Genomic DNA, 23,581 nt, shown 5'->3' on the forward strand with positions numbered 1-23,581 from the left:
GCGGCTGGCTGATTGTGTGCCAGGACCGTTGCGGTTGGCGGGGCCCCGGAGTCTAGGGAGCGTCGGGCTCGGCGATCTCGATACCGCTCGCTTGGCCGAAGCTGCTGTTGCCACTCCGCCGGCCAGTGGGTGAGGCGGTTCGGGGGCGATGGCGTTGGCGGACGACGGGCGGCTTGACGGCAGCGGCGAACGGGGTGGCGAGGGGACCCGCAAGGAGTGGCGCGGTGGCAGGGCGGTGAGACGGCGACCGTAGCGCGGCGGAGATGGCCAAGGAGACGGCAGCGCGTCGAGGCCGGGAGCGCGGTTGAAAACCGGCAAGGCGGTGGAGCGGCCGGACGACTCGGGCCGCAGAGCGGCGAGTCCCCGGGGCTGTCCGGGGCGGCCCAGGTCGCCGAGGCACCCGCCGGCCGTCCCGACTCCCGGCCGGCGGGTGTCCGGTAGGTGGATGAGGGTGCGGGTGGTAGGGCGACGGTTCAAGTGACGGCGGCAACGACACGAGACAATGCCCCGGCCATCCGACCGGCGAGTGCCCGGGAGTCGGATGAGGGGCGTGCGCGAAGGGTCTGCGGAGGCAAGGAACATCGGCGGAGGCACAGGGCATTGGTGCGGCGGGCGACGCTGCGCGCGATTACGGTCTCGCCCACTCTTCTGCAACGAGCAGCACCCCTTGCACCCCAGCCTGCCAAGGGTTCGGGCCGCCAGGGTGTCGCCGGGCAGCCACCGTCGCACCGGTCGGCCATCTTTGCGGCGCCTCGGTGCCGGCCTCGTGAAGAGCCGGCCTCGTGAAGAACGACGTCGCCTGCACAAGCGGGCGGATGGACATCGCGCCTGCCGTGATTGCAAGCCCTGCGATCCGGTGGGCCAACAGTCCGGCGACGAGTTCCGGCCGACGGACCAGAAGCCGCGCCCCGGCGAGGGCCGCAGATCGCCTCCTGCGGCCCGAGAACCGGGGTGGCGCCCGGACCGACGGGTGCGAGCTTTCGGTGGCGCAGAGTGGAGCTGAGCCGTCTCGCCGAGATTCGAGGACGGACCTCAGACAACCGGGCCGACGGAGGCTCGTGGAACAGGCCGGTTTCACGTGAAACGGGGTGCCCGTTGGCTCCACCGTCGCTCGTCATGCACCAGGGGCAGGAGCCTGCCGCAGCGTTCGCGCGGATGAGTTCCACGCCGCTACGCCCAGGGGCCGGGAATGGCACCGGCCGCACCCCGAGAGGGAGTGCGGCCGGAAGCGGTCGGATCGGGGATCACTCCTCCTTGAGTTGCTCCTCTTCGCTCACCCCGATGATGCCGACGATCCGCTCCAGGTCGTCGACCGTCGCGAACTCGATCGTGATCTTGCCCTTGCTCCGGCCGATGTCCACCTTCACCCGGGTGTCGAACCGGTCGGAGAGCCGGTCGGCGAGATCGGAGAGGGCCGGCGCGTGGGCCTTGGCGCGGCGCTTCGCGGCCGGGGCCTTCGCCGGCCCGTCGGCGAGCGCCAGAGCAACCAGTTCCTCGGTGCCGCGTACGGAGATGCCCTCGGCGACGATGCGGGTGGCGAGCTTCTCCTGAGCCTCGGCGTCGTCGAGGCTCAGGAGTGCTCGGGCATGTCCGGCGGAGAGCACCCCGGCGGCGACCCGCCGCTGCACGACGGGGGGGAGGTTCATCAGGCGGATGGTGTTGGAGATCTGCGGACGGCTGCGGCCGATCCGCCGCGCCAGCTCCTCATGGGTGGCGCCGAACTCCTCCAGGAGCTGCTGGTAGGCCGCCGCCTCTTCGAGCGGGTTCAGGTTCGCGCGGTGGATGTTCTCCAGCAACGCGTCCCGGAGCATCGCGTCGTCCTTGGTGTCCCGGACGATGGCGGGAATGCTCTCCCGGCCGACCGCCTGGGCGGCGCGCCAGCGCCGCTCGCCCATGACGAGTTCGTACTTCTCGCTGTCGAGTTGGCGGACGACGATCGGCTGGAGGAAGCCGACCTCCTGGATCGAGGTCTTCAGCTCCTCCAGCGCCTCCTCGTCGAAGACGTGCCGGGGCTGCTTCGGGTTCGGCACGATGGAGTCGACCGAGATCTCGGCGAAGCGCGCACCGGGCACCGGGCTCAGTTCGATCTCGGGTTCGACAGCCGGCGCCGCGCTAGCGCCTACCGTGCCGGTTCCGGCGGTGGCGGAACCGGCGGCCGGGAGAGCCGGGGAGGGAGGAGCCGTGGGCGCCGCCTCCGGCTCCGCGTCCGCCGTCGTCGCATCGGGCGGTGGGGCGGTGGGGATGAGGGCGCCGAGCCCTCGGCCGAGGCCGCCGCGGGGACGGTTCTTCATGCGACGCCTCCCAGCGACTTCTCCGTGCTACGCATTCCGGCTCACCGGCTCCTTGACCCCTCGCTCCGCGATCTCCTGGGCGGCCTCGAAGTAGCTCGTGGCACCCCGCGAACCGGGATCGTAGGTCATCACCGACTGGCCGTAGCTCGGTGCCTCGGAGACGCGCACGTTGCGGGGGATGACTGCCTGGAGGACCTTGTCGCCGAAGTGGTTCCGGACGTCCTGCTCCACCGCGTCGGCCAGCCGGGTACGCCTGTCGTACATGGTCAGCAGGATGGTGGAGACGTCGAGCTTGGGGTTCAGGTGCTGGCGTACCAGGTTGATGTTGTTTATCAACTGGTTGAGGCCCTCCAGCGCGTAGTACTCGCACTGGATCGGGATCAGCACCTCCTGCGCGGCCACCAGCGCGTTGACGGTCAGCAGGCCGAGCGAGGGCGGGCAGTCGATGAAGACGTAGTCGAAGTGACCCGGGTACGCCTCGATCGCACGGGACAGGCGGGACTCCCGGGCGACCACCGAGACCAGTTCGATCTCGGCACCTGCCAGGTCTATGGTCGCCGGCACGCACCACAGGTTGGGGATGCCCTCGACCGCTTGGGCCACCTCCGCGAGGGGCACGCTGTCGATCAGGCAGTCGTAGACGTCCGGCACACCGGTGTGGTGCGGCACGTTGAGCCCGGTCGACGCGTTGCCCTGCGGGTCGAGGTCGACCACGAGCACGCGATTGCCGTGCAGCGCGAGCGCCACCGCGAGGTTCACGGTGGTGGTGGTCTTGCCCACGCCACCCTTCTGGTTGGCGACGCACATCACCCGGGTCCGGTCGGGGCGGGGCATGGAGACCTCGCCACTGGGATTCAGGATCTGCACGGCGCGCATCGCCTCCATAGCCAACGGTGGGTCATCCTCTTCGCGCGTCGGGGTTTCACGTGAAACGTACGTGGCGGCGTCGGTCTCGGCCTCGAACCCGGCCGCCAATGGCGTGTCGGTGGGTACCTCGACGGCGTCCGGAGCGCCAGCTTGGTGCGGCACGGCGGAGACCGGTGGCTGCGGCTCGAAGCGGGCGGGAACCGCGGCGTTCGCGCGCGCCACCGCCGGGCGGGGAGTCGGGGCGTTCACCGGGCCGTCGCTCGGGTCGTGCGGGTCTCGGACCGGCGGTACGTTGGCCGGCGCGGACGAGACCGGCCGGACGGCGCCGGTCGGCGACGCGTCCGGTCGCGGGGTCGGATCGGCGGGCTGGTGCGGGGATGCGTCTCGGGGATCGTTCACCGCCCACTCCTGGTAGTTGGTTTCACGTGAAACGGGATCGCCGGGTGATCGCCCGCCGGGTCCGGTCAGCCGTGGATCGTCGTACCTGCCGTCGTCATGCACCTGTCATCCCTACCCGCTCCGGATGTCGGCCCGCGCCCGTCAATCAGGCCCCGCTCTTCGCGGCGTCACCGGCCCGGCGGAAACGGTCGGGTTCGGGTGCCGCCCGGCACCGCCGCTCCACACTATCGACGCGCGGTCAGCCTACGGCCGACGGGCGCGGCGGGTCCATGTCGGGTTGAGATCGATCCGGTCACTTCCCTGCCCGGTCCAACGACCGGGGCGCCGTCCGGAAGCCTTGCCCGGTCAGCGATCCCGATTCCGGCCGCCGCGCCGGCGACCGCCGCGCGAGCGCTTCGCACCCTTCGCCTTCGGCTGTCGGACCACCCGCTCCCGAACCACCTCGACCACGATGGCGGCGGGCTCGATCACCCCGACTCCGCACCGGTGCAGCTCGGGCTCTCCACCACCGAGCCGAGCCACGACGTCGGCGTGCTCGGTGATCTCCTCGGCCGCGGACGCGCCCTTCAGGGCAAGCAACCGGCCGCCGGGCACCGTCAGGGGAAGGCACCAGGTGGCGAGGCGGTCCAACGCGGCCACGGCGCGCGCGGTGACGACGTCGGCGGTCAGCGGGTCGCGGTCCCGGGACCCGGCCGCCGCCTCCTCGGCCCGTCCCCGGAAGACCCGGACCGACCGGGTCAGCCCGAGGCGTTGCACCGCCTCGACCAGGAACGAGACCCGCCGGGCGAGCGGCTCCACCAGCGTCACGGTGAGATCGGGCCGCGCGATCGCCAGCACCAGGCCGGGCAGTCCGGCGCCGGAGCCGACGTCGATCACGCTGGCGCCCTCCGGAATCCGCTCCGCCACCACCGCGCAGTTGAGCAGGTGCCGGTCCCAGAGCCGGGGCGTCTCGCGGGGCCCGATCAGGCCCCGGACCACGCCCTCCGTGGCCAGCAGTTCGGCGTACGCGGCGGCGAGGTCGAGCCGGTCGCCGAAGAGGGTCCGGGCGGCCTCGGCCAGTTCGGCCGGGAGCGACGCGTCGGCCGGGTCGGGGTGCACGCCGGTCACCGGCGCGTCGGTGCCGTCCACGGTGGACGCCTCGGCGAACGCCGGCTCGGCCACCGCGTCCGGCTCGGCGAAGAACGGGTCGGCCGCGCCGGCCGGCGCGTCGGGTTCAACCGGGTCGGTTTCCTCCGCCGGCTCGCCGGAGAAGGCAGGTGTCACCGGGGCCACGGCCGGCTCGATTCCGCTCGCGTCCGTCGACGGCTCGGCGGAGAAGTCCGGGTCCACCGGGCTCTCGGGCAGGTGCGGCGGCTCGGTCGGCTGCTGCTCGTCGGAGAAGATCGGGTCGGGGCGCACAGCGGCCGGCCCGGGCGGCGTGCCACCCGGGCCGGCCACGGCGTCCGCCGTCGTGTCGCCGGAAGCCACTGACCTCAGTCCGTCACCGGTCGGACGACGATGCGACGGTTCGGCTCCACGCCCTCCGACTCGCTCTCCACGCCGCTCATCGCGTTGACCACGTCGTGCACGCACTTGCGCTCGAACGCGGACATCGGCTCCAGGCGTACCGCCTCGCCGTGCTCCTTGACCTTCTCGACCGCGTTCTTGGCGACCGCGGCCAGTTCCTTGCGCCGGGCCGCCCGGTAGCCGCCGACGTCGAGCAGCAGTCGGCTCGGCGTCCCGGTCTGCCGGAAGACCGCGAGGCGGGTCAGCTCCTGGAGCGCCTCCAGGGTGGCGCCGCGCTGGCCGACCAGGTTCTGCAGGCGGGAGCCGACCACCTCGACGACCGGCCGGCCGCCGGAGACCAGCTCGTCGATGTCGCCGTCGTAGTCGAGGATGTCCAGCAGGCCCTCGACGTAGTCGGCGGCGATCTCGCTCTGCCGGAAGAGGTCGCTGTCGGCCGGGGCCTTCTTCTCCCGCGCCTCGGGGGTGCCCTCGCCGGTCTCGGTGGTGGCCGAGGTCTCGTCGTCGTCCACGGACTGGTCGGCGCTGGGGATGCTGGTGTCGGTCACGGTCTCATCTCCGTACTCGCTCGGCCGGACCGTCGAGGTCCGCTGGTTTCCCGGGAGCCGGCGGGAGGTTCGCCGGTTGCCTCTCGGGCACGTCCGTACGGGCCAGTCTCGCCCGTGACCGCGCGGTGCGCGGCGGTTCCGGCCCGGCGCCTACTCCTCGGAGGGCAGCTCGGGGACCGGACGGGCCACCGCCGGTCGCGGCGGTGGCCCGGAGTGCTCAGCCCTGTCGCTTGGCGGGGCGGTTGCCGGCCTTCTTCGGGTTGACCGGCTTGGCGCCCGGCTTCGGGCCGGCCACCTTCGGCGCGGCCGCCGGCGCCTTGACCGCCGGCTGGGCGGTCTTGCGGCCCAGCAGGCCGGTCTTGGCCGGCTGGACCGGGCTCTTGCCGCCGGCGGTGGTGGCCTTCTTCGGCGGCACCAGCGGCGGGAACTTCCGCAGCACCCACTGCTGCTGGCCGAGGGTGAAGAGGTTGTTGGTCACCCAGTAGATGATCACACCGATCGGGAAGATCGAACCGGAGACCAGCAGCGAGACCGGGATGCCGTAGAGCATCAGGCGCTGCACCATGCGCTGCTGCGGGTCCTCCGCCCAGCCGGTCTTGAGGATCATCTGGCGGCTGGTCAGGTAGGTGGTGGCGATCATGATCAGCACCAGCACGCCGGCGATGACCTTCACCGTGCCGGTGTTCGCGCCCAGCGGGGCCAGGTCGGCGGCGGTGGAGCCGAACCGGCCGGAGATGGGGGCGGTGAAGAGCTTCGCGCTGGAGGCGCTGTTGAACTGGTCGACGGTCCAGCCGTAGAGGGTCTTGCCGCCGTTCTCCGGGTTGAGCCGCTTGAGCGTGTGGAACAGGCCCAGGAAGACGGGGATCTGGAGGAACATCGGAAGGCAGCCCATCAGGGGGTTGGCCTTTTCCTTCCGATAGAGCTCCATCATCTCCTTCTGGAGCGTCTCCCGGTCACCCTTGTGCTTCTCCTGGAGCTCCTTCACCTTCGGCTGGAGCGCCTGCATGGCACGCTGGGACTTGATCTGCTTGACGAAGACCGGGAACAGGATCACCCGGACCGTCACCACCAGGAAGATGATCGCGAGGATCCAGGCCCAGTTCGTGCCGATGACCGCGCCGACCGGCACCCCGATGGCGTCCCAGGCCGAGTGCCAGGTCAGCAGGATCCACGAGATCGCGTAGTAGATCCAGTCGAGACTCAATTCTCAGGCTCCAGTCACGTCGGCACGGCGGCGACCGCCCGGCTCCGGCACCGGGTCGTGTCCACCTGGGTGAAAGGGGTGGCAGCGCGACAGCCGCCGGACCGTCAGCCAGGCCCCCCGCAGCGCACCGTGCCGGGACACCGCCTCCACGGCGTAGGCACTGCACGACGGGTAGAACCGGCAGCGGGCCGGCAGTGCCGGACTTATCCACCGACGGTACGCGATGATGGGCGCCAGCAGCATGCGGGCACCGGTAGTCGGCGACGGATCAGTGGTCCCACCGGTCATCGCGGCCGCCGTCCCCGGGGGGCGCGTGCGGCGGTGAGGGCGGCGTCCAGGTCGGCGCCGAGCCGCGCGTACGTCGCGTCGGCGGCCGGCGGCAGGGCGCGTACCACCAGGGTGGTCCCGGCGGGCAGCTCGGCCAGGCGTTCCCGGACGAGGTGCCGGAGCCGGCGGCGGACCTTGTTGCGGACCACCGCGCCGCCGACGGCCTTGGACACGACGAAGCCGGCGCGGCGGGGTGCGGAGTTCTCCGCACCGCTGCTCCGCGCCGGCTCCGGCGAGGGTGTCACGGCGTCGGTCGGCCCGGGGACCGTCAGGTGGACCACGACGACACCGCGGCCGACGCGTCGGCCACCGCGAACCGCTGCGGCGAAGTCGCTACTGCGCCGCAGTCGCTGTGCGGCGGCCAGCACGACTGCCCACGTCCCCGTACCGGACCGGACGGCCTCAGGCCGCCAGGCGGGTGCGGCCCTTGGCGCGACGGGTCGACAGGATGGCGCGGCCGGCACGGGTGCGCATGCGCAGCCGGAAGCCGTGGGTCTTCGCGCGCCGGCGGTTGTTCGGCTGGTAGGTGCGCTTGCTCACGTCAGGCTCTCCGTTGTGGTACGCCCCGCGCGGCGGATCGCCCGGGGTCCTGTGCTGGTCCAGATCACCTCGACGGTGACCTCCGATCGGTGCTGTCCGGTGACCCGGCCCCCGACGGTGCGGGAGGCGGCCACGGACAGCGAGCATCTATCACCCTAGCAGAGGGCGAGAGAGCATCCGATCCAGCCTACGCAGGGGCGCAATGACCGTCAAACCTCCCACTCCGGTCCCCGACCTGCGCCGGAACGGTGACCGGGGGGGCGGATTTCCCGGATGTCGTGGACGCCCGCCGGGTGTCGACGGTTGATGGCGCGGGGTTCGCGCTGTTAGCGTGCGCGATTGCGGTCGGCGTCGGTACGGGTTTGTCGCCGGCCGGCAAGACCGGACAAGCTGTTGAATCGTTCGGCACGGTGAACCCGCTTCAAGCCTCCGCGAATCCAGGGGGCAGGTCCGACCCGCGTCCGGTGGGCGGCCACAATCGGTCGGTACACACAGGCTGTGGATAACTTGTGGATGACGACCGGTCAGCCGTCCGGGCGGGCGTGAGGATCAGGCGAGGGGGTGGCACGACGTGACCGGAGCGACAGACCTTGCCGCGGTGTGGGCGGCGGCCACCGAGGAACTCGCCGACGAGATCATCTCCGCGCAGCAGCGCGCGTACCTGCGCCTGACCCGGCTGCGGGCGATCGTCGAGGACACCGCGCTGCTCTCCGTCCCGGACGCCTTCACCCGGGACGTGATCGAGTCCCGGCTCCGCCCGGCCATCACCGAGGCGTTGAGCCGCCGGCTCGGCCGCGACATCCAGGTGGCCGTCACCGTCCGGGTGGCCGAGGACCCGGCCGGTCGACCGGCCGGCACGGTCTACCGCAGCAACCCGGAGCCGCTGCCCGAGCCGAACGGCCCGGCCGACCTGCTGCCCGGGTTCGACCGGGGCGGCCCGGCGCCGGCCCCGCCGACTTTTCCCGCCCCACGGCCCGAACCGGGGTACGCCGAGCCGCTGCCGGAGCACGAGGCGGAGGAGCCGGCCCCCCGGCAGCGCCACGCCGACGGCGGCCGGCCGCACCTGATCCCGGCGGGCCGGGACGGTCAGGACACGCTCTTCGGCGCCGTCTTCGCCGAACCGCGCCGCGCCGCGCCCGAGCGCCGGGGCTTCGACGAGCGCCCCGGGGCCGAGCAACCCGCCCCCGCCGCCGGCGGCTACGAGCCGCGCTACCGGGAGGCGCCCGGACCGGCCGACCCCCCGCCCCTGCGCGGCCTGCCGCGGGACGGCGCGACGGACAACGGCCCCGGTCGCGGCGCGCTCGACCACCACCGTCCCGGCGGCCAGGGCGACCGCCGCCTGCCCGGCGGTACGGAGAGCGGCGGCAACCGACTCAACCCGAAGTACATGTTCGAGACGTTCGTCATCGGCTCGTCCAACCGGTTCGCCCACGCGGCGAGCGTGGCGGTGGCCGAGTCGCCGGCCAAGGCGTACAACCCGCTGTTCATCTACGGCCACTCCGGGCTGGGCAAGACCCACCTGTTGCACGCCATCGGGCACTACGCCACCACGTTGGGCAACGCCCGCTCGGTCCGGTACGTCTCGACCGAGGAGTTCACCAACGACTTCATCAACTCGCTGCGGGACGACAAGACCAGCGCGTTCCAGCGCCGCTACCGGGACGTGGACATCCTCCTGATCGACGACATCCAGTTCCTGGAGAACCGGGAGCGGACGCAGGAGGAGTTCTTCCACACCTTCAACACCCTGCACAACGCCAACAAGCAGATCGTGATCACGTCCGACCGGTCGCCGCGCCAGCTCGCCACGCTGGAGGACCGGATGCGGACCCGGTTCGAGTGGGGGCTGCTGGCCGACATCCAGCCGCCGGACCTGGAGACCCGGATCGCGATCCTGCAGAAGAAGGCGGCGCAGGAGCGGATGTACGCCCCGCCGGACGTGCTGGAGTTCATCGCCTCCCGGGTGTCGAACTCGATCCGGGAGCTCGAGGGCGCGCTGATCCGGGTCACCGCGTTCGCCAGTCTCACCCGGTCCTCGGTCGAGCTGTCGCTGGCCGAGGAGGTGCTGCGGGACTTCATGCCGGACGGCGCCGGCCCCGAGATCAACGCCGACCAGATCATGGCCTCCACCTCCGAGTACTTCGGGGTGAGCCTGGAGGACCTGCGCGGCCACTCCCGGTCCCGGGTGCTGGTCAACGCCCGTCAGGTGGCCATGTACCTGTGTCGTGAGCTGACCGACCTGTCGTTGCCCCGGATCGGGCAGGCGTTCGGCGGTCGCGACCACACCACGGTGATGCACGCCGACCGGAAGATTCGTCAGCAGATGGCGGAGCGGCGCTCGCTCTACAACCAGATCGCCGAGCTGACGAACCGGATCAAGCAGAACACCTGAGACGCTCGTCTCCCCGTACCCCGTCACGACAGCCCGGCCGGACGCCTCCGGCCGGGTTTCTTCGTCTTCGGTGCGGGCCGGCGGTGGCCCGGTCGACGCCGCCGGTTGACCCTCGACCCGGTGGAGGGCGCAGGATCGGTGTCGTGCTCGTCCACAACTCGTACCGGTTGTCCACACCCCCTGTGTCACAGGCGGTGGATAACCACCGTCTGCATCCGGCCGGTTACCCACAGACTGTGGACAACTCCTGGGGACGAGCCTGTGGACGCCTGGGGACAACGTGCCCGTTGTCCACCGACGACGGTCGGCCTGTGGGCGACCTGTTGAAGGTTCTGGGGATGACGGCGCTCGGCGTCGCCCGCGCCGTCCACAGCACTGGGGAGAAACCCCGTGGATAACCGGTGGACAACCGGTGGACAGCGGTGGAAAACCCGGCGACTGGCGACGGCTGTGGACCGGGGCACGAGTTGTACCCCTGGTTCTCCACAGCGAAACCACCTGTAGATAACCTGTCTGACCTGGGCAGACGCGGGTTCTCCACAGTTTGCACAGGTGCGATGAAGACGATGAGTTATCTCTTCTAAACAACAAAAACCAATCATCACCGTTGGACTTCCTGTGGATCGGGTCGTGCACTGCCGTCGGCAGTCGCCCGGGCACCTGGATCCACCGGGGTCGGGCGCACAGCCGATGCCCTCGCGCCCTAAGGTTCGAGGGGTACCCGCACGGTCGGGCGGGGCGGGTGGCAGCGGTCGGCATGAGAGAGTTGTCGCTGACGTCGACGCGGAGGCATTGATGAAGTTCCGAGTGGAGCGCGACGCGCTCGCCGAGGCGGTCGCGTGGACCGCCAAGAGCCTGCCCAACCGGCCCTCCGTCCCGGTGCTGGCCGGGGTGATGCTCCGGGTGACCGACGGCAACCTGCAGGTCTCCGGCTTCGACTACGAGGTCTCCAGCCAGGTGACCGTCGAGGTGCAGGGTGACGCGGACGGCGCCGCGCTGGTCTCCGGTCGACTGCTCGCCGAGATCACCAAGGCGCTGCCGGCCAAGCCGGTGGACATCGCCGCCGTCGGCGCCCACCTGGAGCTGGTCTGCGGCAGCGCCCGGTTCACGCTGCCCACCATGCCGGTGGAGGACTACCCGACCCTCCCGGAGATGCCGGAGAGCGCCGGCACCGTCGACGCGGCCGCCTTCGCCGCCGCCGTGGCCCAGGTCGCCGTGGCCGCCGGGCGTGACGAGACGCTGCCGATGATGACCGGCGTCCGGCTCGAACTGTCCGGCGGCACGATGGCCATGCTCGCCACCGACCGCTACCGCCTCGCGCTGCGCGAGATGGAGTGGAACCCGGACGACCCGGAGATCAGCCTCAACGCGCTGGTGCCGGCCCGCACGCTCAACGACACCGCCAAGGCGCTCGGCCCGCTCGGTGGCCACGTGACCATGGCGCTCTCGTCCGGCGGCGCCGGCGAGGGCATGATCGGCTTCTCCGGCGGCACCCGCCGGACCACCAGCCGCCTGCTCGACGGCGCCAACTACCCGCCGGTGCGCTCGTTGTTCCCGGCGGACCACAACGCCGAGGCCCGCGTCCCGGTCGCCACGCTCATCGAGGTGGTCAAGCGGGTGGCGCTGGTCGCCGAGCGCACCACCCCGGTGCTGCTCAGCTTCAGCTCCGACGGCCTCGTGGTGGAGGCCGGCGGGACCGAGGAGGCCCGGGCCAGCGAGGCCATGGAGGCCACCTTCAGCGGCGACCCGCTCACCATCGGCTTCAACCCGCAATACCTGATCGACGGCCTGGCCAACCTGGGCGCCCAGTTCGCCCTGCTGCGCTTCGTCGACGCGTTCAAGCCCGCGGTCCTTTCCCCGGCCGGCGAGGATGGCGAGGTCATTCCGGGGTACCGGTACCTCATCATGCCGATCCGCGTCTCCCGCTGATCGCAGGCAGCACCACCCCACGTACGGAGGTAGCAGCACATGCAGCTCGGCCTGGTAGGACTCGGCCGGATGGGCGGCAACATGCGCGAGCGGTTGCGCGCCGCCGGGCACGAGGTGGTCGGCTACGACCGCAACCCGGAGCTCAGTGACGCCGCGAGCCTCGCGGAGCTGGCCGAGAAGCTCGAGTCGCCGCGCGCGGTCTGGGTCATGGTCCCGGCCGGCGTCACCGACGCCACCATCGACGAGCTCGCCGGCGTGCTCGGCGAGGGCGACATCATCATCGACGGCGGCAACTCCCGGTTCAGCGACGACGCCCCGCGCGCCGAGCGCCTGAACGAGCACGGCATCGGCTACGTCGACGTCGGCGTCTCCGGTGGCGTCTGGGGCCGGCAGAACGGCTACGGGCTGATGGTCGGCGGCGCGCAGCAGCACGTCGAACGGCTCATGCCGATCTTCGACGCACTGCGTCCCGAGGGCGAGTTCGGCTTCGTGCACGCCGGCCCGGTCGGTGCCGGCCACTACGCCAAGATGGTGCACAACGGCATCGAGTACGGCCTGATGCACGCCTACGCCGAGGGCTTCGAGCTGCTCTCCGCGTCCGAACTGGTGACGAACGTCCCCGGTGTGGTGAAGTCCTGGCGCAAGGGCACCGTCGTCCAGTCCTGGCTGCTCGACCTGCTCGACCGGGCGCTCGACGAGGACCCGGAGCTGGCCGAGCTGAGCGGCTACACCGAGGACACCGGCGAGGGTCGGTGGACGGTCGACGAGGCGGTCCGGCTCGCCGTGCCGCTCAACGTCATCACCGCCTCCCTCTTCGCCCGGTTCGCCTCCCGGCAGGACGACTCGCCCGCCATGAAGGCCGTCGCCGCGCTGCGCCAGCAGTTCGGCGGTCACGCCGTCCACAAGCGCTGACCGGTATCCACAGCCTGTGTACGTCCGCCGGCTCGAACTGGTCGACTTCCGTTCGTACGAGCGGGTCGGCGTCGATCTGGAGCCCGGCCCGAACGTGCTGGTCGGCGCCAACGGCGTCGGCAAGACCAATCTGGTCGAGGCGTTGGGCTACGTGGCGACCCTGGACTCGCACCGGGTCGCCACGGACGCCCCGCTGGTCCGGATGGGTGCCAGCTCGGCGGTGATCCGCTGCGCCGTGGTGCACGAGGGCCGGGAGCTGCTGGTCGAGCTGGAGATCGTCCCGGGCAAGGCCAACCGGGCCCGGCTCGGTCGATCCCCGGCCCGCCGTGCCCGGGACGTGCTCGGCGCGCTTCGGCTGGTGCTCTTCGCCCCGGAGGACCTGGAACTCGTCCGGGGTGACCCGGCCGAGCGCCGCCGCTACCTCGACGACCTGCTGGTCACCCGGCAACCCCGCTACGCCGGCGTGCGCGCCGACTACGAGCGGGTGGTCAAGCAGCGCAACGCGCTGCTGCGCACGTCCTACCTCGCCCGCAAGACCGGCGGCTCGCGCGGCGGCGACCTGTCCACGCTCGCCGTCTGGGACACCCACCTGGCGCAGCACGGCACCGACCTGCTCGCCGGCCGGCTGGAACTGGTCGCCGCGCTCACCCCGCACGTGGCGAAGGCGTACGACGCGGTGGCGGCCGGCCGGGGCGCGGCCGGCATAGCCTACCGGCCCTCGGTCGAGCTGCCGGAGCCGGCCGCCGACCGGGCCGCGCTGGCCGAGGCGCTGGCCACCGCGCTGGCCGCGAACCGCTCCGCCGAGATCGAACGGGGCACCACGCTTGTCGGCCCGCACCGCGACGACCTGGCGCTCACGCTCGGCCCGCTGCCCGCCAAGGGGTACGCCAGCCACGGCGAGTCCTGGTCGTACGCGCTGGCGCTGCGGCTGGCCGGGTACGACCTGCTGCGTGCCGACGGGATCGAGCCGGTGCTGGTGCTGGACGACGTGTTCGCGGAGCTGGACGCCGGCCGGCGCGAACGCCTGGCCGAGCTGGTAGGTGGCGCCAGTCAGCTCCTGGTCACCTGCGCGGTGGACGACGACGTGCCGGCGACGCTGCGCGGCACCCGCTGGACGGTCGGCGAGGGGACGGTACGACGTGCCGAATGACGACGAGGTGCGGCTCCCGCCGGCCCGGCTGGGGCCGGGGCGCGACGGCGGGACGTCGGGCCGGGGCGGGCCGGACGCGCGTACCCCCGGGAAAGCGGCGGACGGCGAGCGGGCCGCGGCGCGTACCCCCGGGAAGCCGGCGGACGGCGAGCCGGGCGCGGCGCCGGAGGGCGCGGCCGGGCCGGAGCTGGCCCGGGCGGTGCTGGACGCGGCGAAGGCCAGGCGTCAGGCCGCGGCCGGCACCCGGCGGCGCAGCGCGGTGCGGGGCGACGGCGAGAAGCGGCTGCGCGGCTACTCCGGCCCGGGCCCGGACCCGCGCGACCCGCAGCCGCTCGGGGCGGTGCTCGACAAGCTGGTCAAGGCGCGCGGCTGGCAGCAGCCGGCGGCCGAGGCGACCGTCTTCGGCGCATGGGAGAGGGTGGTCGGCCCGGAGGTCGCCCAGCACAGCCGCCCGGTCAAGCTGGAGAACGGCGAGCTGACCGTGGAGGCGCGTTCGACGGCGTGGGCGACCCAGCTCCGGTTGCTGGCCGGTTCGCTGCTCAAGCAGATCGCCAGCGAGGTGGGCCACAACGTGGTGCGCAAGCTGCACATCCACGGCCCGGCCGCGCCGTCGTGGTCGCGCGGCCCCCGGCGGGTACGCGGGCGCGGCCCGCGCGACACCTACGGCTGAGCGGGCGTCACACGTCCGCGTAGACGGCGAAGCCGCGATCCGCGCAGCGCCGGTAGAACGCGGCCAGCACGCTCAGCTCGGCGCAGGTGAAGTTCCACTGCGGCGGCTCGCCGCTGTCGTCGCGCAGCTTGTCCAGCCGGCTGTCCAGCCAGCGGAGCTGCTGCTCGGCCAGCCGACCGTCGCCGAGCAGCGCGCGCAGCACCTCGCTCACCGACTCGAACGTCACCGTCTCGCCGTAGGGCCGGTGCCGGGTGACGAACTTCTCCACGCCCTCGGCGATCCAGGCGCAGCCGTCCGGGTCGATCACCGGGTCCTCGTCCTCGGCCGCGTTCTCCGTGGCGTAGAGCACATTCTCCAGCCCGAGGATCAGGTCGACCAGTTCCGTGTAGGCGGTCGCCCGCACGGTGCCGGTCTTCGCGATCAGCTCGGCGAGCGCGGCGGTCGGCGCGGAGATGCGGGGCACGTCCACGATCTCGCCGAAGTCCACGAACTCGGCCGGCGCGACCGGATCGTAGAAGCGGCCGGTACGCGGCCAGTGCACCGCGACGTTGTCCAGCCCCATCTGCGTCACCTCTCACCAAGCGTCTGTCGGACCGTCTCCGCCGATGGTCCCCGGTCCGGGCGTGAAAGATCAAGACCGCAACGGCGGCGCCGCAAAAGGTACGGCACGTCGGGTTCCGCCGCGACCCCCGGTCACGGGCGGCGGTGGATCATGGGCCGGGGACCTCCGCCGCTCACGGTGGCCGGTGGCGCGGCACGGTGTCGCTGGCGTGTAGGGGGAGTCGCGGGCAGCGAGGTTCGTCCGGCTACGGCATTCTCAGCCGCCCTCAAGGGGTGCCGAGTGGCGGTTTGGTCGGCTGCGCACAGTAAGATTGGAGGCGAGACGAAAGACCCGACACGGAGCGACGGACATGGGCCCGCAGGGCCCTTGATCATTGTCCCACATCGGGTCCGAGCCGATCGCGATCCGCGGGCATCCGCGGCGCCCGGCGCGCACGATCCGTGACCCGGTGATCCCGGGGCGGTCCGGGCGGGCCGACGTCGCGTCCTGTCCGCCGAACCCGCGCCCCGCGCCCAGGCGCGGTCGGTGCGAGAAAGTGGCCGAGCGTGGCAGCGGAGGACAACAAGAAGTACGGTGCCGAGTCCATCACCGTGCTCGAGGGCCTGGAAGCGGTCCGGAAGCGGCCCGGTATGTACATCGGGTCCACCGGCGAACGCGGCCTGCACCACCTGGTGTGGGAGGTCGTCGACAACGCGGTGGACGAGGCGCTGGCCGGCTACTGCGACACCATCGACGTGGTGCTGCTGACCGACGGGGGCGTCCGGGTCACCGACAACGGCCGAGGCTTCCCGGTCGACCTGCACCCCAAGCTGAAGAAGCCGGGTGTCGAGGTCGCGCTGACCGTGCTGCACGCGGGCGGCAAGTTCGACGGCAAGGCGTACGCGGTCTCCGGCGGCCTGCACGGCGTCGGCGTCTCCGTGGTCAACGCGCTCTCCACCCGGATGGCCGTGGAGATCCACAAGGACGGCTTCGTCTGGCGGCAGCGCTACGACCACTCCAAGCCGACCCCGCTGGAGAAGGGCGAGTCGACTGACCGCACCGGCTCCGCGGTGTCCTTCTGGCCCGACCCGGACGTCTTCGAGACGGTCGACTTCGACTTCCACACCATCTACCGGCGCCTGCAGGAGATGGCCTTCCTCACCCGCGGCCTCACCATCCACCTGCTCGACGAGCGGGTGCCGGAGGACGAGGAGGGCAAGACCCGCGAGGTCACCTTCCACTACGACGGCGGCATCGCCGACTTCGTCCGGCACCTGAACGCCTCGAAGAGCCCGATCCACAAGACGGTGGTCGAGTTCGGTTCCGAGGAGACCGGCATGTCGGTCGAGATCGCCATGCAGTGGAACGAGTCCTACGGCGAGTCGGTCTACACCTTCGCCAACAACATCAACACCCACGAGGGCGGCACCCACGAGGAGGGCTTCCGGGCGGCGCTGACCAGCGTGGTCAACCGCTACGGCACGGAAAAGAAGCTGCTCAAGGGCGACGAGCGCCTCTCCGGGGAGGACATCCGTGAGGGCCTGGCCGCGATCATCTCGGTCAAGCTGACCGACCCGCAGTTCGAGGGGCAGACCAAGACCAAGCTGGGCAACACCCCGGTCAAGGGCTTCGTCCAGCGGGTCTGCAACGAGTCGCTCGTCGACTGGTTCGACCGCAACCCGGCCGAGGCCAAGACGATCATCACCAAGGCGTCCCAGGCCGCCCGCGCCCGCATCGCCGCCCAGCAGGCACGCAAGCTGGCCCGGCGCAAGTCGCTGCTGGAGTCCGGCTCGATGCCGGGCAAGCTGGCCGACTGCCAGTCGACCGACCCGCGGGAGTCCGAGGTCTTCATCGTCGAGGGTGACTCGGCCGGCGGCTCGGCGAAGCAGGGTCGCGACCCGCGCACCCAGGCCATCCTGCCCATCCGCGGCAAGATCCTCAACGTGGAGAAGGCCCGGATCGACCGGGTGCTCAAGAACAACGAGGTGCAGGCGCTGATCACCGCGCTCGGCACCGGCATCCACGACGACTTCGACATCGAGAAGCTGCGCTACCACAAGATCGTGCTGATGGCCGACGCCGACGTCGACGGCCAGCACATCCAGACGCTGCTGCTCACCCTGCTGTTCCGCTTCATGCGGCCGCTCGTCGAGCTGGGCCACGTCTACCTGGCCGCCCCGCCGCTCTACAAGATCAAGTGGAACAAGAAGGGCGACGACGCCCAGTACGCGTACTCGGACCGGGAACGCGACGGGCTGATCGCGCTGCGCCAGCAGAAGAAGGCCAACGCCAGGCCGGACGACATCCAGCGGTTCAAGGGTCTCGGTGAGATGAACTACCCCGAGCTCTGGGAGACCACGATGAACCCGGCGACGCGCACGCTGCGCCAGGTCACGCTCGACGACGCCGCCACCGCGGACGAGCTGTTCAGCGTGCTGATGGGCGAGGACGTCGAGGCACGCCGGTCGTTCATCCAGCGCAACGCCAAGGACGTGCGGTTCCTGGACATCTGACGGACGCGCGCCCGGGTCGGCCGGAGATCCACCGGCCGGCCCGGCGGTCCACAGAGTTATCCACAGTCTGGCCGCTTTCCACAGCCGTTATCCACAGCTAGATCACGACTCTGAGTCTGATAAGGGTTAACAGTGACCGATACTCCCGAGTCCACCCCGAACGAGCCGGAGACCCCGGAGACCCTGGCCGCGGTCGTCCAGCACGACCGGATCGAGCCGGTCGGCCTCGAGGTCGAGATGCAGCGCTCGTACCTCGACTACGCGATGAGCGTCATCGTCGGGCGCGCCCTGCCGGACGTCCGGGACGGGCTCAAGCCGGTCCACCGCAAGATCCTCTACGCCATGTTCGACTCCGGCTACCGGCCGGACCGCGGCTACGTGAAGTGCTCCCGCGTCGTCGGCGACGTGATGGGCCAGTTCCACCCGCACGGTGACTCGGCCATCTACGACGCGCTGGTCCGGATGGCGCAGCCGTGGTCGCTGCGCTACCCGCTCGTCGACGGCAACGGCAACTTCGGCTCGCCGGGCAACGACCCGGCCGCGGCCATGCGATACACCGAGTGCAAGCTCGACCCGCTCGCCATGGAGATGCTGCGGGACATCGACGAGGACACCGTCGACCTGCAGGACAACTACGACGGCCGGGCCAAGGAGCCCACCATCCTGCCGTCGCGCATCCCGAACCTGCTGATCAACGGCTCCGAGGGCATCGCGGTCGGCATGGCCACCAAGATCCCGCCGCACAACCTGCGCGAGATCGGCGCGGCGGTGCAGTGGTGCCTGGAGAACCCGGACGCCGACGAGGCGACCACGCTGGAAGCGCTGCTGGAGATCGTCAAGGGTCCGGACTTCCCGACCCACGGCCTGATCGTCGGCCAGCAGGCCATCCAGGACGCCTACCGGACCGGGCGCGGCTCGATCCGGATGCGCGCGGTGGTCGAGGTGGAGGAGGACAAGCGGGGCCGGCCGGCGCTCGTGGTCAGCGAGCTGCCCTACCAGGTCAACCCGGACAACCTCGCCGAGCGCATCGCCGAGCTGATCAAGGAGGGCAAGCTCGCCGGCATCGCCGACATCCGGGACGAGTCCTCCGGGCGTACCGGCATGCGGATCGTGCTGGTGCTCAAGCGCGACGCGGTCGCCAAGGTGGTGCTGAACAACCTCTACAAGCACACGCAGCTCCAGGAGACGTTCGGCGCCAACATGCTGGCGCTCGTCGACGGGGTGCCGCGCACGCTCAACCTGGCGCAGTTCATCCGCTACTACGTCGAGCACCAGATCGAGGTCATCCGCCGGCGGACCGCGTTCCGGCTGCGCAAGGCGGAGGAGCGGGCGCACATCCTGCGCGGTCTGTCCAAGGCGCTGGACGCCCTCGACGAGGTGATCGCGCTGATCCGGCGCTCGCCCACGGTGGAGGACGCGCGGCAGGGCCTGATCCGGCTGCTGGAGATCGACGAGGTCCAGGCGACCGCGATCCTGGACATGCAGCTGCGCCGCCTGGCCGCGCTGGAGCGGCAGCGGATCCTGGACGACCTGGCCAAGCTCGAGGTGGAGATCGCCGACCTCAAGGACATCCTGGCCAAGCCGGAGCGGCAGCGGAAGATCGTCTCCGACGAGCTGGGCGAGATCGTCGCCAAGTGGGGCGACGACCGGCGCACCAAAATCATCCCGTTCGACGGCGAGGTCTCGATGGAGGACCTCATCGCCCGCGAGGACGTGGTCGTGACGATCACCCGCACCGGGTACGCGAAGCGGACCAAGGTCGACCTCTACCGGTCGCAGCGCCGTGGCGGCAAGGGCGTGAGCGGGGCGACGCTCCGGCAGGACGACATCGTGAGCCACTTCTTCGTATGCTCTACCCACGACTGGATCCTGTTCTTCACGAACAAGGGTCGGGTCTACCGGGCGAAGGCGTACGAGCTTCCCGAGGCCAGTAGGGTGGCCAAGGGCCAGCACGTGGCCAATCTGCTCGCGTTCCAACCGGACGAGCAGATCGCGCAGATCATCGAAATCCCGAACTACCAGGTGGCGCCCTACCTGGTACTGGCCACGAAGAACGGCCTGGTGAAGAAGACACGGCTCGAGGAGTTCGACTCCAACCGGTCCGGCGGCATCATCGCGGTGAACCTGCGCGATGAGGACGAGCTGGTCGGCGCGGTCCTGGTGGCGCCGGAGGACGACCTGTTGCTGGTTTCCAAGAACGCGCAGGCGATCCGCTTCAACGCCACCGACGAGGCCCTGCGTCCGATGGGCCGGGCCACCTCGGGGGTGATCGGCATGCGCTTCAGCGGCGAGGACGAGCTGCTCGCCGTCGAGGTCGTGCGGGAGGGTCTGGACGTCCTGGTCGCGACGAACGGGGGCTACGCGAAACGTACCCCGATCGAGGAATACCCGGTCCAGGGCCGGGGAGGTAAGGGCGTGTTGACTGCCAAGATCACCGAGCGACGGGGTGGTCTGGTCGGCGCGGCCGTGATCGATCCGGAGGACGAGCTGTTCGCCATCACGAGCAACGGCGGCGTCATCCGGACTCCGGTGAAGCCTGTACGCCGTACGCGTGACCGGAACACAATGGGGGTCAAGCTGATGGACCTCCCGGACGGCGTGACTATCGTGGCGATTGCTCGCAATGCCGACGAGCCTGACGAACAGGACTAGTTGATGACGGAGACACAGGCGAAGTCGGGGAACAAGGGGACCTCGGCCACCCCGGTCGAGGAGGAATCCGCCCAGAGCGGCACACCAGCGACCGGCCGCGCGGCTGTGGGCCGGGCCACGGTCCCCGCCGACGCGCCTGCCCCGAAGTTCACCCGGGCCCCCGGCATGGCCCCGCCTCCCGACAAGCCGGGCGAGGACTCCGGATCCCGTGAGTCGACCGAGACCAAGGTCGACGCGCCGACCTCGGCCGACGGCCTGGCGGCCCCGGTCGCGGCGAAGCCCGCCACGAGCACACCGCCGACCAAGGCGACCGCGGCCGGCCGCGCGTCCACCGGCACGACAGGCACGCAGCCGCGCATCGGCGGCGGCCTGGGCACCGCGCCGAAGATGGCGCCGGAAGCCGCCCGCCCGACCGGCGGCGCCGGCACCGCCCAGGGCCGCCCCGCCAACGGCGGGGGCCTGCCGCCGGGCATCGGTGGAGCGGCGGCGGTCGGCGCCGCGCGCGTGGGCGAGGCGGTACGCGCCGCGCGTACCTCGGTCAGCTCGGCCGCCTCGCGCGGACCGCGCCGGGCCCGGCTGAACCTGAAGCGCATCGACCCGTGGTCCGTGATGAAGTTCGCATTCGCGGTCTCGGTGGTGCTCTTCATCGTGGTGGTCGTGGCCACCTCGGTGCTCTACCTCGCGCTCGACGCGATGGGGGTGTTCAAGAGCGTCAACGACAGCCTGACCGACCTGGTGAACGCCGGCGGCCAGAGCGGCGGCGGTGGCTTCCGCGTCACGGCCAAGGGCGTGATTCTGACGTCCGCGTTGATCGGCCTGGTCAACGTCGTGCTGTTCACCGCGCTGGCCACGCTGAGCGCGTTCGTCTACAACGTCTGCGCCGACCTGGTCGGCGGGATCGAGCTGACGCTCGCCGAACGGGACTGATTCGACGGCGCCGGGGCACCGCGTAAAGCGGTCGCCCCGGCGTCGCGCGTCCGGGTAGGTTCGTGGTGGCGACAGGGTGTTTCCGCCACGGGCCCCCCGATTTGGGCGCGCTGGCGACGATGGGTTAACCTTGCTCGTCGCTACGCGGGGCTATAGCTCAGTCGGTTAGAGCGCAGAGCTGATAACTCTGAGGTCGCTGGTTCGATTCCAGCTAGCCCCACCGCACATCGTCCGACGCCAGTCGAGCGCGAGGGGTCAAGCCCATGTTCAAGAAGCTCCTGATCCTTGCCGGCATCGTCGGCGTGGCCGCCGTCGTGGCCAAGAAGGTCAAGGCCTCGAACGACGAGCGCGCCCTGTGGCACGAGGCCACCACCGCACCCGACCTGCGCTGAGCGCGACCTCGGGCGGTCTCCGCCCGACACGGGGCCCTAGCTCAACTGGCAGAGCACTGCCTTTGCAAGGCAGGGGTTAGGGGTTCGAGTCCCCTGGGCTCCACCAGCACTTTCCCTGGTTGATCTCGAATCCGAGGTCGGGGTTCTCAGCTCGCGTGACGGCAGGCCGGGCAGGGCGCTCAGGGCTGGGCGATCATCCCGACGAACGCCACCTTGCTGTATTTCGAGCAGGTGTTTCCGGGTGGGGTGAACTCGAAGCGGATCCGGTTGACGCCGGTGAGGTCGATGCCGAGTTCCAAGGGCGTCGTGGTGATTCTCATCCGTTTCTGGGGCTTGTCGTCGAGCACGACGACGAAGGGCACAGGCGTCGTCGTCGGCGAGTCGTCGACCAGGGTCACCTTGCCGGCCAGTCGCTTGTACCTGCGGCCGAGTACGTACTCGACGCGAAGGGGCGGGTCCGGCTTACAGTCGATCATCGAGAGAACGATGGCCTCGTCGTACTCGATCGCCTCGACCGACACCGACTCGGTCGTCCATAAGTCGAATCCCGACGACCCGAAGTTGTCCGTGCTCGCCGGGGTGACGCGCGCGAACTGGAAGGCATCGGTCGATCGGGTGCTCGCGGGTGAGGTGGTGCCGTCGGCGCTCGGGGTGGCCGCCGACGATGTCGGGTTCCCGTCGGTGCCCGATGTCGCGCTCTGCCTCGACGTGGTCTCCGTGGCCGGTGTGGTGGGCACGGTCGCCCTCCCCATGCCGTAACCCGCTGCAAGACTCGCCAGGACCAGGGCGGCGACCGTGAGTGTGCCCAGCCACCTCAGTCTTATGTCGCCGGCCTGCCAGGTGTGGTGGCCGGCGACGCCGGCCACCGCGAGCACGCCGGCGAACAGCACCGTGAGGAGCAGCACGTTCCTGGTGGTGAAGAGCTGGACCAGGCCGAGGACCGAGGTCAGCAGACCCAGGATCCCGACAAGCGTCGAGTACGCGGCGCCGAGCCCTTTCGGCTGTGTGGTCGCCCTCGGTTCGATGTCCTTGGCCACGGAGTCCCCGATCGACGTCCGTCATGGTAGCGGGTCGTCGCTTCCGGTCGGCGTCCGAACGATCTTGGCCGTGCTCCTTGTAGGCAAGTAGCGACTTGCCTATCGTGGTCGGCGTGGGTGATCTGTACCAGGCGCTGGCCGACCACACCCGCCGCCTGATCCTCGACGAGCTGACCGAACGCGACGGTCAGACCCTGTTCGAGATCTGCGGCCGGTTGGCCACGCGCCACCGGGTCACCTCGTCCCGGCAGGCGATCTCCCAGCACCTCGACGTGCTGGAGGCCGCCGGCCTGGTCACCACGCGCCGGCAGGGCCGCTACAAGTTCCACCATCTCGACACCCGGCCGCTGCGTGCTGTCGCCGAGCGATGGCTCGGTGCCGAACCTCGACAGGAGACGCCATGAGGATCAACCTGACCAGCGTGTACGTCGACGACCAGGAGAAGGCGCTGCGCTTCTACACCGAGGTGCTGGGCTTCGTGGCGAAGACGGATGTGCCGACCGGCGAGCACCGCTGGTTGACAGTCGTCTCGCCGGACGCGCCGGACGGCGTCGAGCTGCTGCTGGAGCCCGACGCGCATCCGGCGGCCAAGGCGTTCAAGGAGGCGCTGGCGGGCGACGGCATCCCCCTGACGCAGTTCGCGGTGGACGACGTCGCGGCCGAGCACGAACGGCTGCGCGGTCTCGGGGTGCTGTTCACCCAGGAGCCTGTCGACATGGGCCCGGTGGCGACCGCGGTGTTCGACGACACCTGCGGCAACCTGATCCAGATCGCGCAGTACAAGTAG

At 70.9% G+C, this 23,581-nt stretch carries 21 protein-coding genes and 2 tRNA genes; 13 read left to right on the forward strand and 10 right to left on the reverse strand.

Annotated features, from left to right (window positions below):
- Window positions 1–1,244: 1,244 nt before the first annotated feature.
- From ACIA5A_RS11990 to rpmH, 8 genes are all read right to left on the reverse strand, one after another.
- Window positions 1,245–2,291, reverse strand: coding sequence for a ParB/RepB/Spo0J family partition protein (locus tag ACIA5A_RS11990; RefSeq protein WP_396759945.1), 1,047 nt, complete (start codon window positions 2,289–2,291; stop codon window positions 1,245–1,247).
- Between the two features lie 27 nt (window positions 2,292–2,318).
- Window positions 2,319–3,659: an AAA family ATPase gene (locus ACIA5A_RS11995; protein ID WP_396759948.1), complete on the reverse strand. Its 1,341-nt coding sequence runs from the start codon at window positions 3,657–3,659 to the stop codon at window positions 2,319–2,321.
- A gap of 243 nt (window positions 3,660–3,902) precedes the next feature.
- Entirely contained in the window at window positions 3,903–4,655 is a 753-nt protein-coding gene (gene rsmG / locus ACIA5A_RS12000; protein ID WP_396760160.1) for a 16S rRNA (guanine(527)-N(7))-methyltransferase RsmG, read from the reverse strand.
- Between the two features lie 374 nt (window positions 4,656–5,029).
- Window positions 5,030–5,608 carry a protein jag gene (locus ACIA5A_RS12005; protein WP_396759951.1) on the reverse strand — a complete coding sequence of 193 codons (579 nt, stop codon included), beginning with the start codon at window positions 5,606–5,608 and terminating at the stop codon, window positions 5,030–5,032.
- A 217-nt stretch (window positions 5,609–5,825) separates the two neighbouring features.
- Window positions 5,826–6,812, reverse strand: a complete 987-nt coding sequence (yidC, locus tag ACIA5A_RS12010) for a membrane protein insertase YidC (RefSeq protein ID WP_396759954.1) — start codon at window positions 6,810–6,812, stop codon at window positions 5,826–5,828.
- A gap of 3 nt (window positions 6,813–6,815) precedes the next feature.
- Window positions 6,816–7,055 carry a membrane protein insertion efficiency factor YidD gene (yidD, locus tag ACIA5A_RS12015; RefSeq protein ID WP_357332855.1) on the reverse strand — a complete coding sequence of 80 codons (240 nt, stop codon included), beginning with the start codon at window positions 7,053–7,055 and terminating at the stop codon, window positions 6,816–6,818.
- Between the two features lie 41 nt (window positions 7,056–7,096).
- Window positions 7,097–7,507 carry a ribonuclease P protein component gene (gene rnpA / locus ACIA5A_RS12020; RefSeq protein WP_396759958.1) on the reverse strand — a complete coding sequence of 137 codons (411 nt, stop codon included), beginning with the start codon at window positions 7,505–7,507 and terminating at the stop codon, window positions 7,097–7,099.
- A gap of 34 nt (window positions 7,508–7,541) precedes the next feature.
- Window positions 7,542–7,679 carry a 50S ribosomal protein L34 gene (gene rpmH / locus ACIA5A_RS12025; protein ID WP_091061882.1) on the reverse strand — a complete coding sequence of 46 codons (138 nt, stop codon included), beginning with the start codon at window positions 7,677–7,679 and terminating at the stop codon, window positions 7,542–7,544.
- A 571-nt stretch (window positions 7,680–8,250) separates the two neighbouring features.
- Between rpmH and dnaA the strand changes: the two genes are divergently transcribed.
- The 5 genes from dnaA to ACIA5A_RS12050 all read left to right on the forward strand — a co-directional run bounded on the left by dnaA (window position 8,251) and on the right by ACIA5A_RS12050 (window position 14,732).
- A complete protein-coding gene (gene dnaA / locus ACIA5A_RS12030; RefSeq protein WP_396759961.1) occupies window positions 8,251–10,071 on the forward strand; it encodes a chromosomal replication initiator protein DnaA in 1,821 nt (606 codons plus the stop codon).
- 795 nt (window positions 10,072–10,866) lie between these two features.
- On the forward strand, window positions 10,867–12,000 hold the full coding sequence (gene dnaN, locus ACIA5A_RS12035; protein ID WP_396759964.1) for a DNA polymerase III subunit beta: 1,134 nt from the start codon (window positions 10,867–10,869) through the stop codon (window positions 11,998–12,000).
- A gap of 39 nt (window positions 12,001–12,039) precedes the next feature.
- Window positions 12,040–12,912: a phosphogluconate dehydrogenase (NAD(+)-dependent, decarboxylating) gene (gene gnd / locus ACIA5A_RS12040; RefSeq protein ID WP_396759967.1), complete on the forward strand. Its 873-nt coding sequence runs from the start codon at window positions 12,040–12,042 to the stop codon at window positions 12,910–12,912.
- A 16-nt stretch (window positions 12,913–12,928) separates the two neighbouring features.
- The gene (gene recF, locus ACIA5A_RS12045; RefSeq protein ID WP_396759970.1) at window positions 12,929–14,062 is read left to right on the forward strand and encodes a DNA replication/repair protein RecF; all 1,134 of its coding nucleotides are present in this window, start codon (window positions 12,929–12,931) and stop codon (window positions 14,060–14,062) included.
- On the forward strand, window positions 14,052–14,732 hold the full coding sequence (locus ACIA5A_RS12050; RefSeq protein WP_396759973.1) for a DUF721 domain-containing protein: 681 nt from the start codon (window positions 14,052–14,054) through the stop codon (window positions 14,730–14,732). The genes recF and ACIA5A_RS12050 overlap by 11 nt, the downstream gene beginning before the upstream one ends.
- Before the next feature lie 7 nt (window positions 14,733–14,739).
- On the opposite strand, the gene ACIA5A_RS12055 is transcribed toward ACIA5A_RS12050, so the two are convergent.
- Complete coding sequence (locus tag ACIA5A_RS12055; protein WP_396759976.1) at window positions 14,740–15,294, reverse strand: hypothetical protein; 555 nt, start codon at window positions 15,292–15,294, stop codon at window positions 14,740–14,742.
- A 545-nt stretch (window positions 15,295–15,839) separates the two neighbouring features.
- Between ACIA5A_RS12055 and gyrB the strand changes: the two genes are divergently transcribed.
- The 6 genes from gyrB to ACIA5A_RS12085 all read left to right on the forward strand — a co-directional run bounded on the left by gyrB (window position 15,840) and on the right by ACIA5A_RS12085 (window position 21,863).
- A complete protein-coding gene (gyrB, locus tag ACIA5A_RS12060; RefSeq protein WP_396759979.1) occupies window positions 15,840–17,786 on the forward strand; it encodes a DNA topoisomerase (ATP-hydrolyzing) subunit B in 1,947 nt (648 codons plus the stop codon).
- A gap of 132 nt (window positions 17,787–17,918) precedes the next feature.
- Window positions 17,919–20,438: a DNA gyrase subunit A gene (gene gyrA, locus ACIA5A_RS12065; protein ID WP_396759982.1), complete on the forward strand. Its 2,520-nt coding sequence runs from the start codon at window positions 17,919–17,921 to the stop codon at window positions 20,436–20,438.
- A gap of 3 nt (window positions 20,439–20,441) precedes the next feature.
- Window positions 20,442–21,365 carry a DUF3566 domain-containing protein gene (locus tag ACIA5A_RS12070; RefSeq protein WP_396759985.1) on the forward strand — a complete coding sequence of 308 codons (924 nt, stop codon included), beginning with the start codon at window positions 20,442–20,444 and terminating at the stop codon, window positions 21,363–21,365.
- A 146-nt stretch (window positions 21,366–21,511) separates the two neighbouring features.
- A tRNA-Ile gene (locus ACIA5A_RS12075) sits at window positions 21,512–21,585 on the forward strand.
- 43 nt (window positions 21,586–21,628) lie between these two features.
- A complete protein-coding gene (locus ACIA5A_RS12080; protein WP_013283222.1) occupies window positions 21,629–21,757 on the forward strand; it encodes a DLW-39 family protein in 129 nt (42 codons plus the stop codon).
- Between the two features lie 30 nt (window positions 21,758–21,787).
- Window positions 21,788–21,863, forward strand: a tRNA-Ala gene (locus ACIA5A_RS12085).
- A gap of 73 nt (window positions 21,864–21,936) precedes the next feature.
- Here ACIA5A_RS12085 and ACIA5A_RS12090 read toward each other — a convergent pair.
- Window positions 21,937–22,794, reverse strand: coding sequence for a hypothetical protein (locus ACIA5A_RS12090; RefSeq protein ID WP_396759988.1), 858 nt, complete (start codon window positions 22,792–22,794; stop codon window positions 21,937–21,939).
- 101 nt (window positions 22,795–22,895) lie between these two features.
- Here ACIA5A_RS12090 and ACIA5A_RS12095 point away from each other — a divergent pair, with 101 nt between their 5' ends.
- Together ACIA5A_RS12095 and ACIA5A_RS12100 are read left to right on the forward strand one after the other, a co-directional pair.
- Window positions 22,896–23,198 (forward strand): ArsR/SmtB family transcription factor, encoded by a 303-nt coding sequence (locus tag ACIA5A_RS12095; RefSeq protein WP_396760163.1) that lies wholly within the window; start codon window positions 22,896–22,898, stop codon window positions 23,196–23,198.
- Complete coding sequence (locus ACIA5A_RS12100; RefSeq protein ID WP_396759991.1) at window positions 23,195–23,581, forward strand: VOC family protein; 387 nt, start codon at window positions 23,195–23,197, stop codon at window positions 23,579–23,581. Before ACIA5A_RS12095 ends, ACIA5A_RS12100 begins: the two co-directional genes overlap by 4 nt.

Source organism: Micromonospora sp. NPDC051300, from assembly GCF_044455315.1.
Taxonomy (GTDB): domain Bacteria; phylum Actinomycetota; class Actinomycetes; order Mycobacteriales; family Micromonosporaceae; genus Micromonospora; species Micromonospora robiginosa.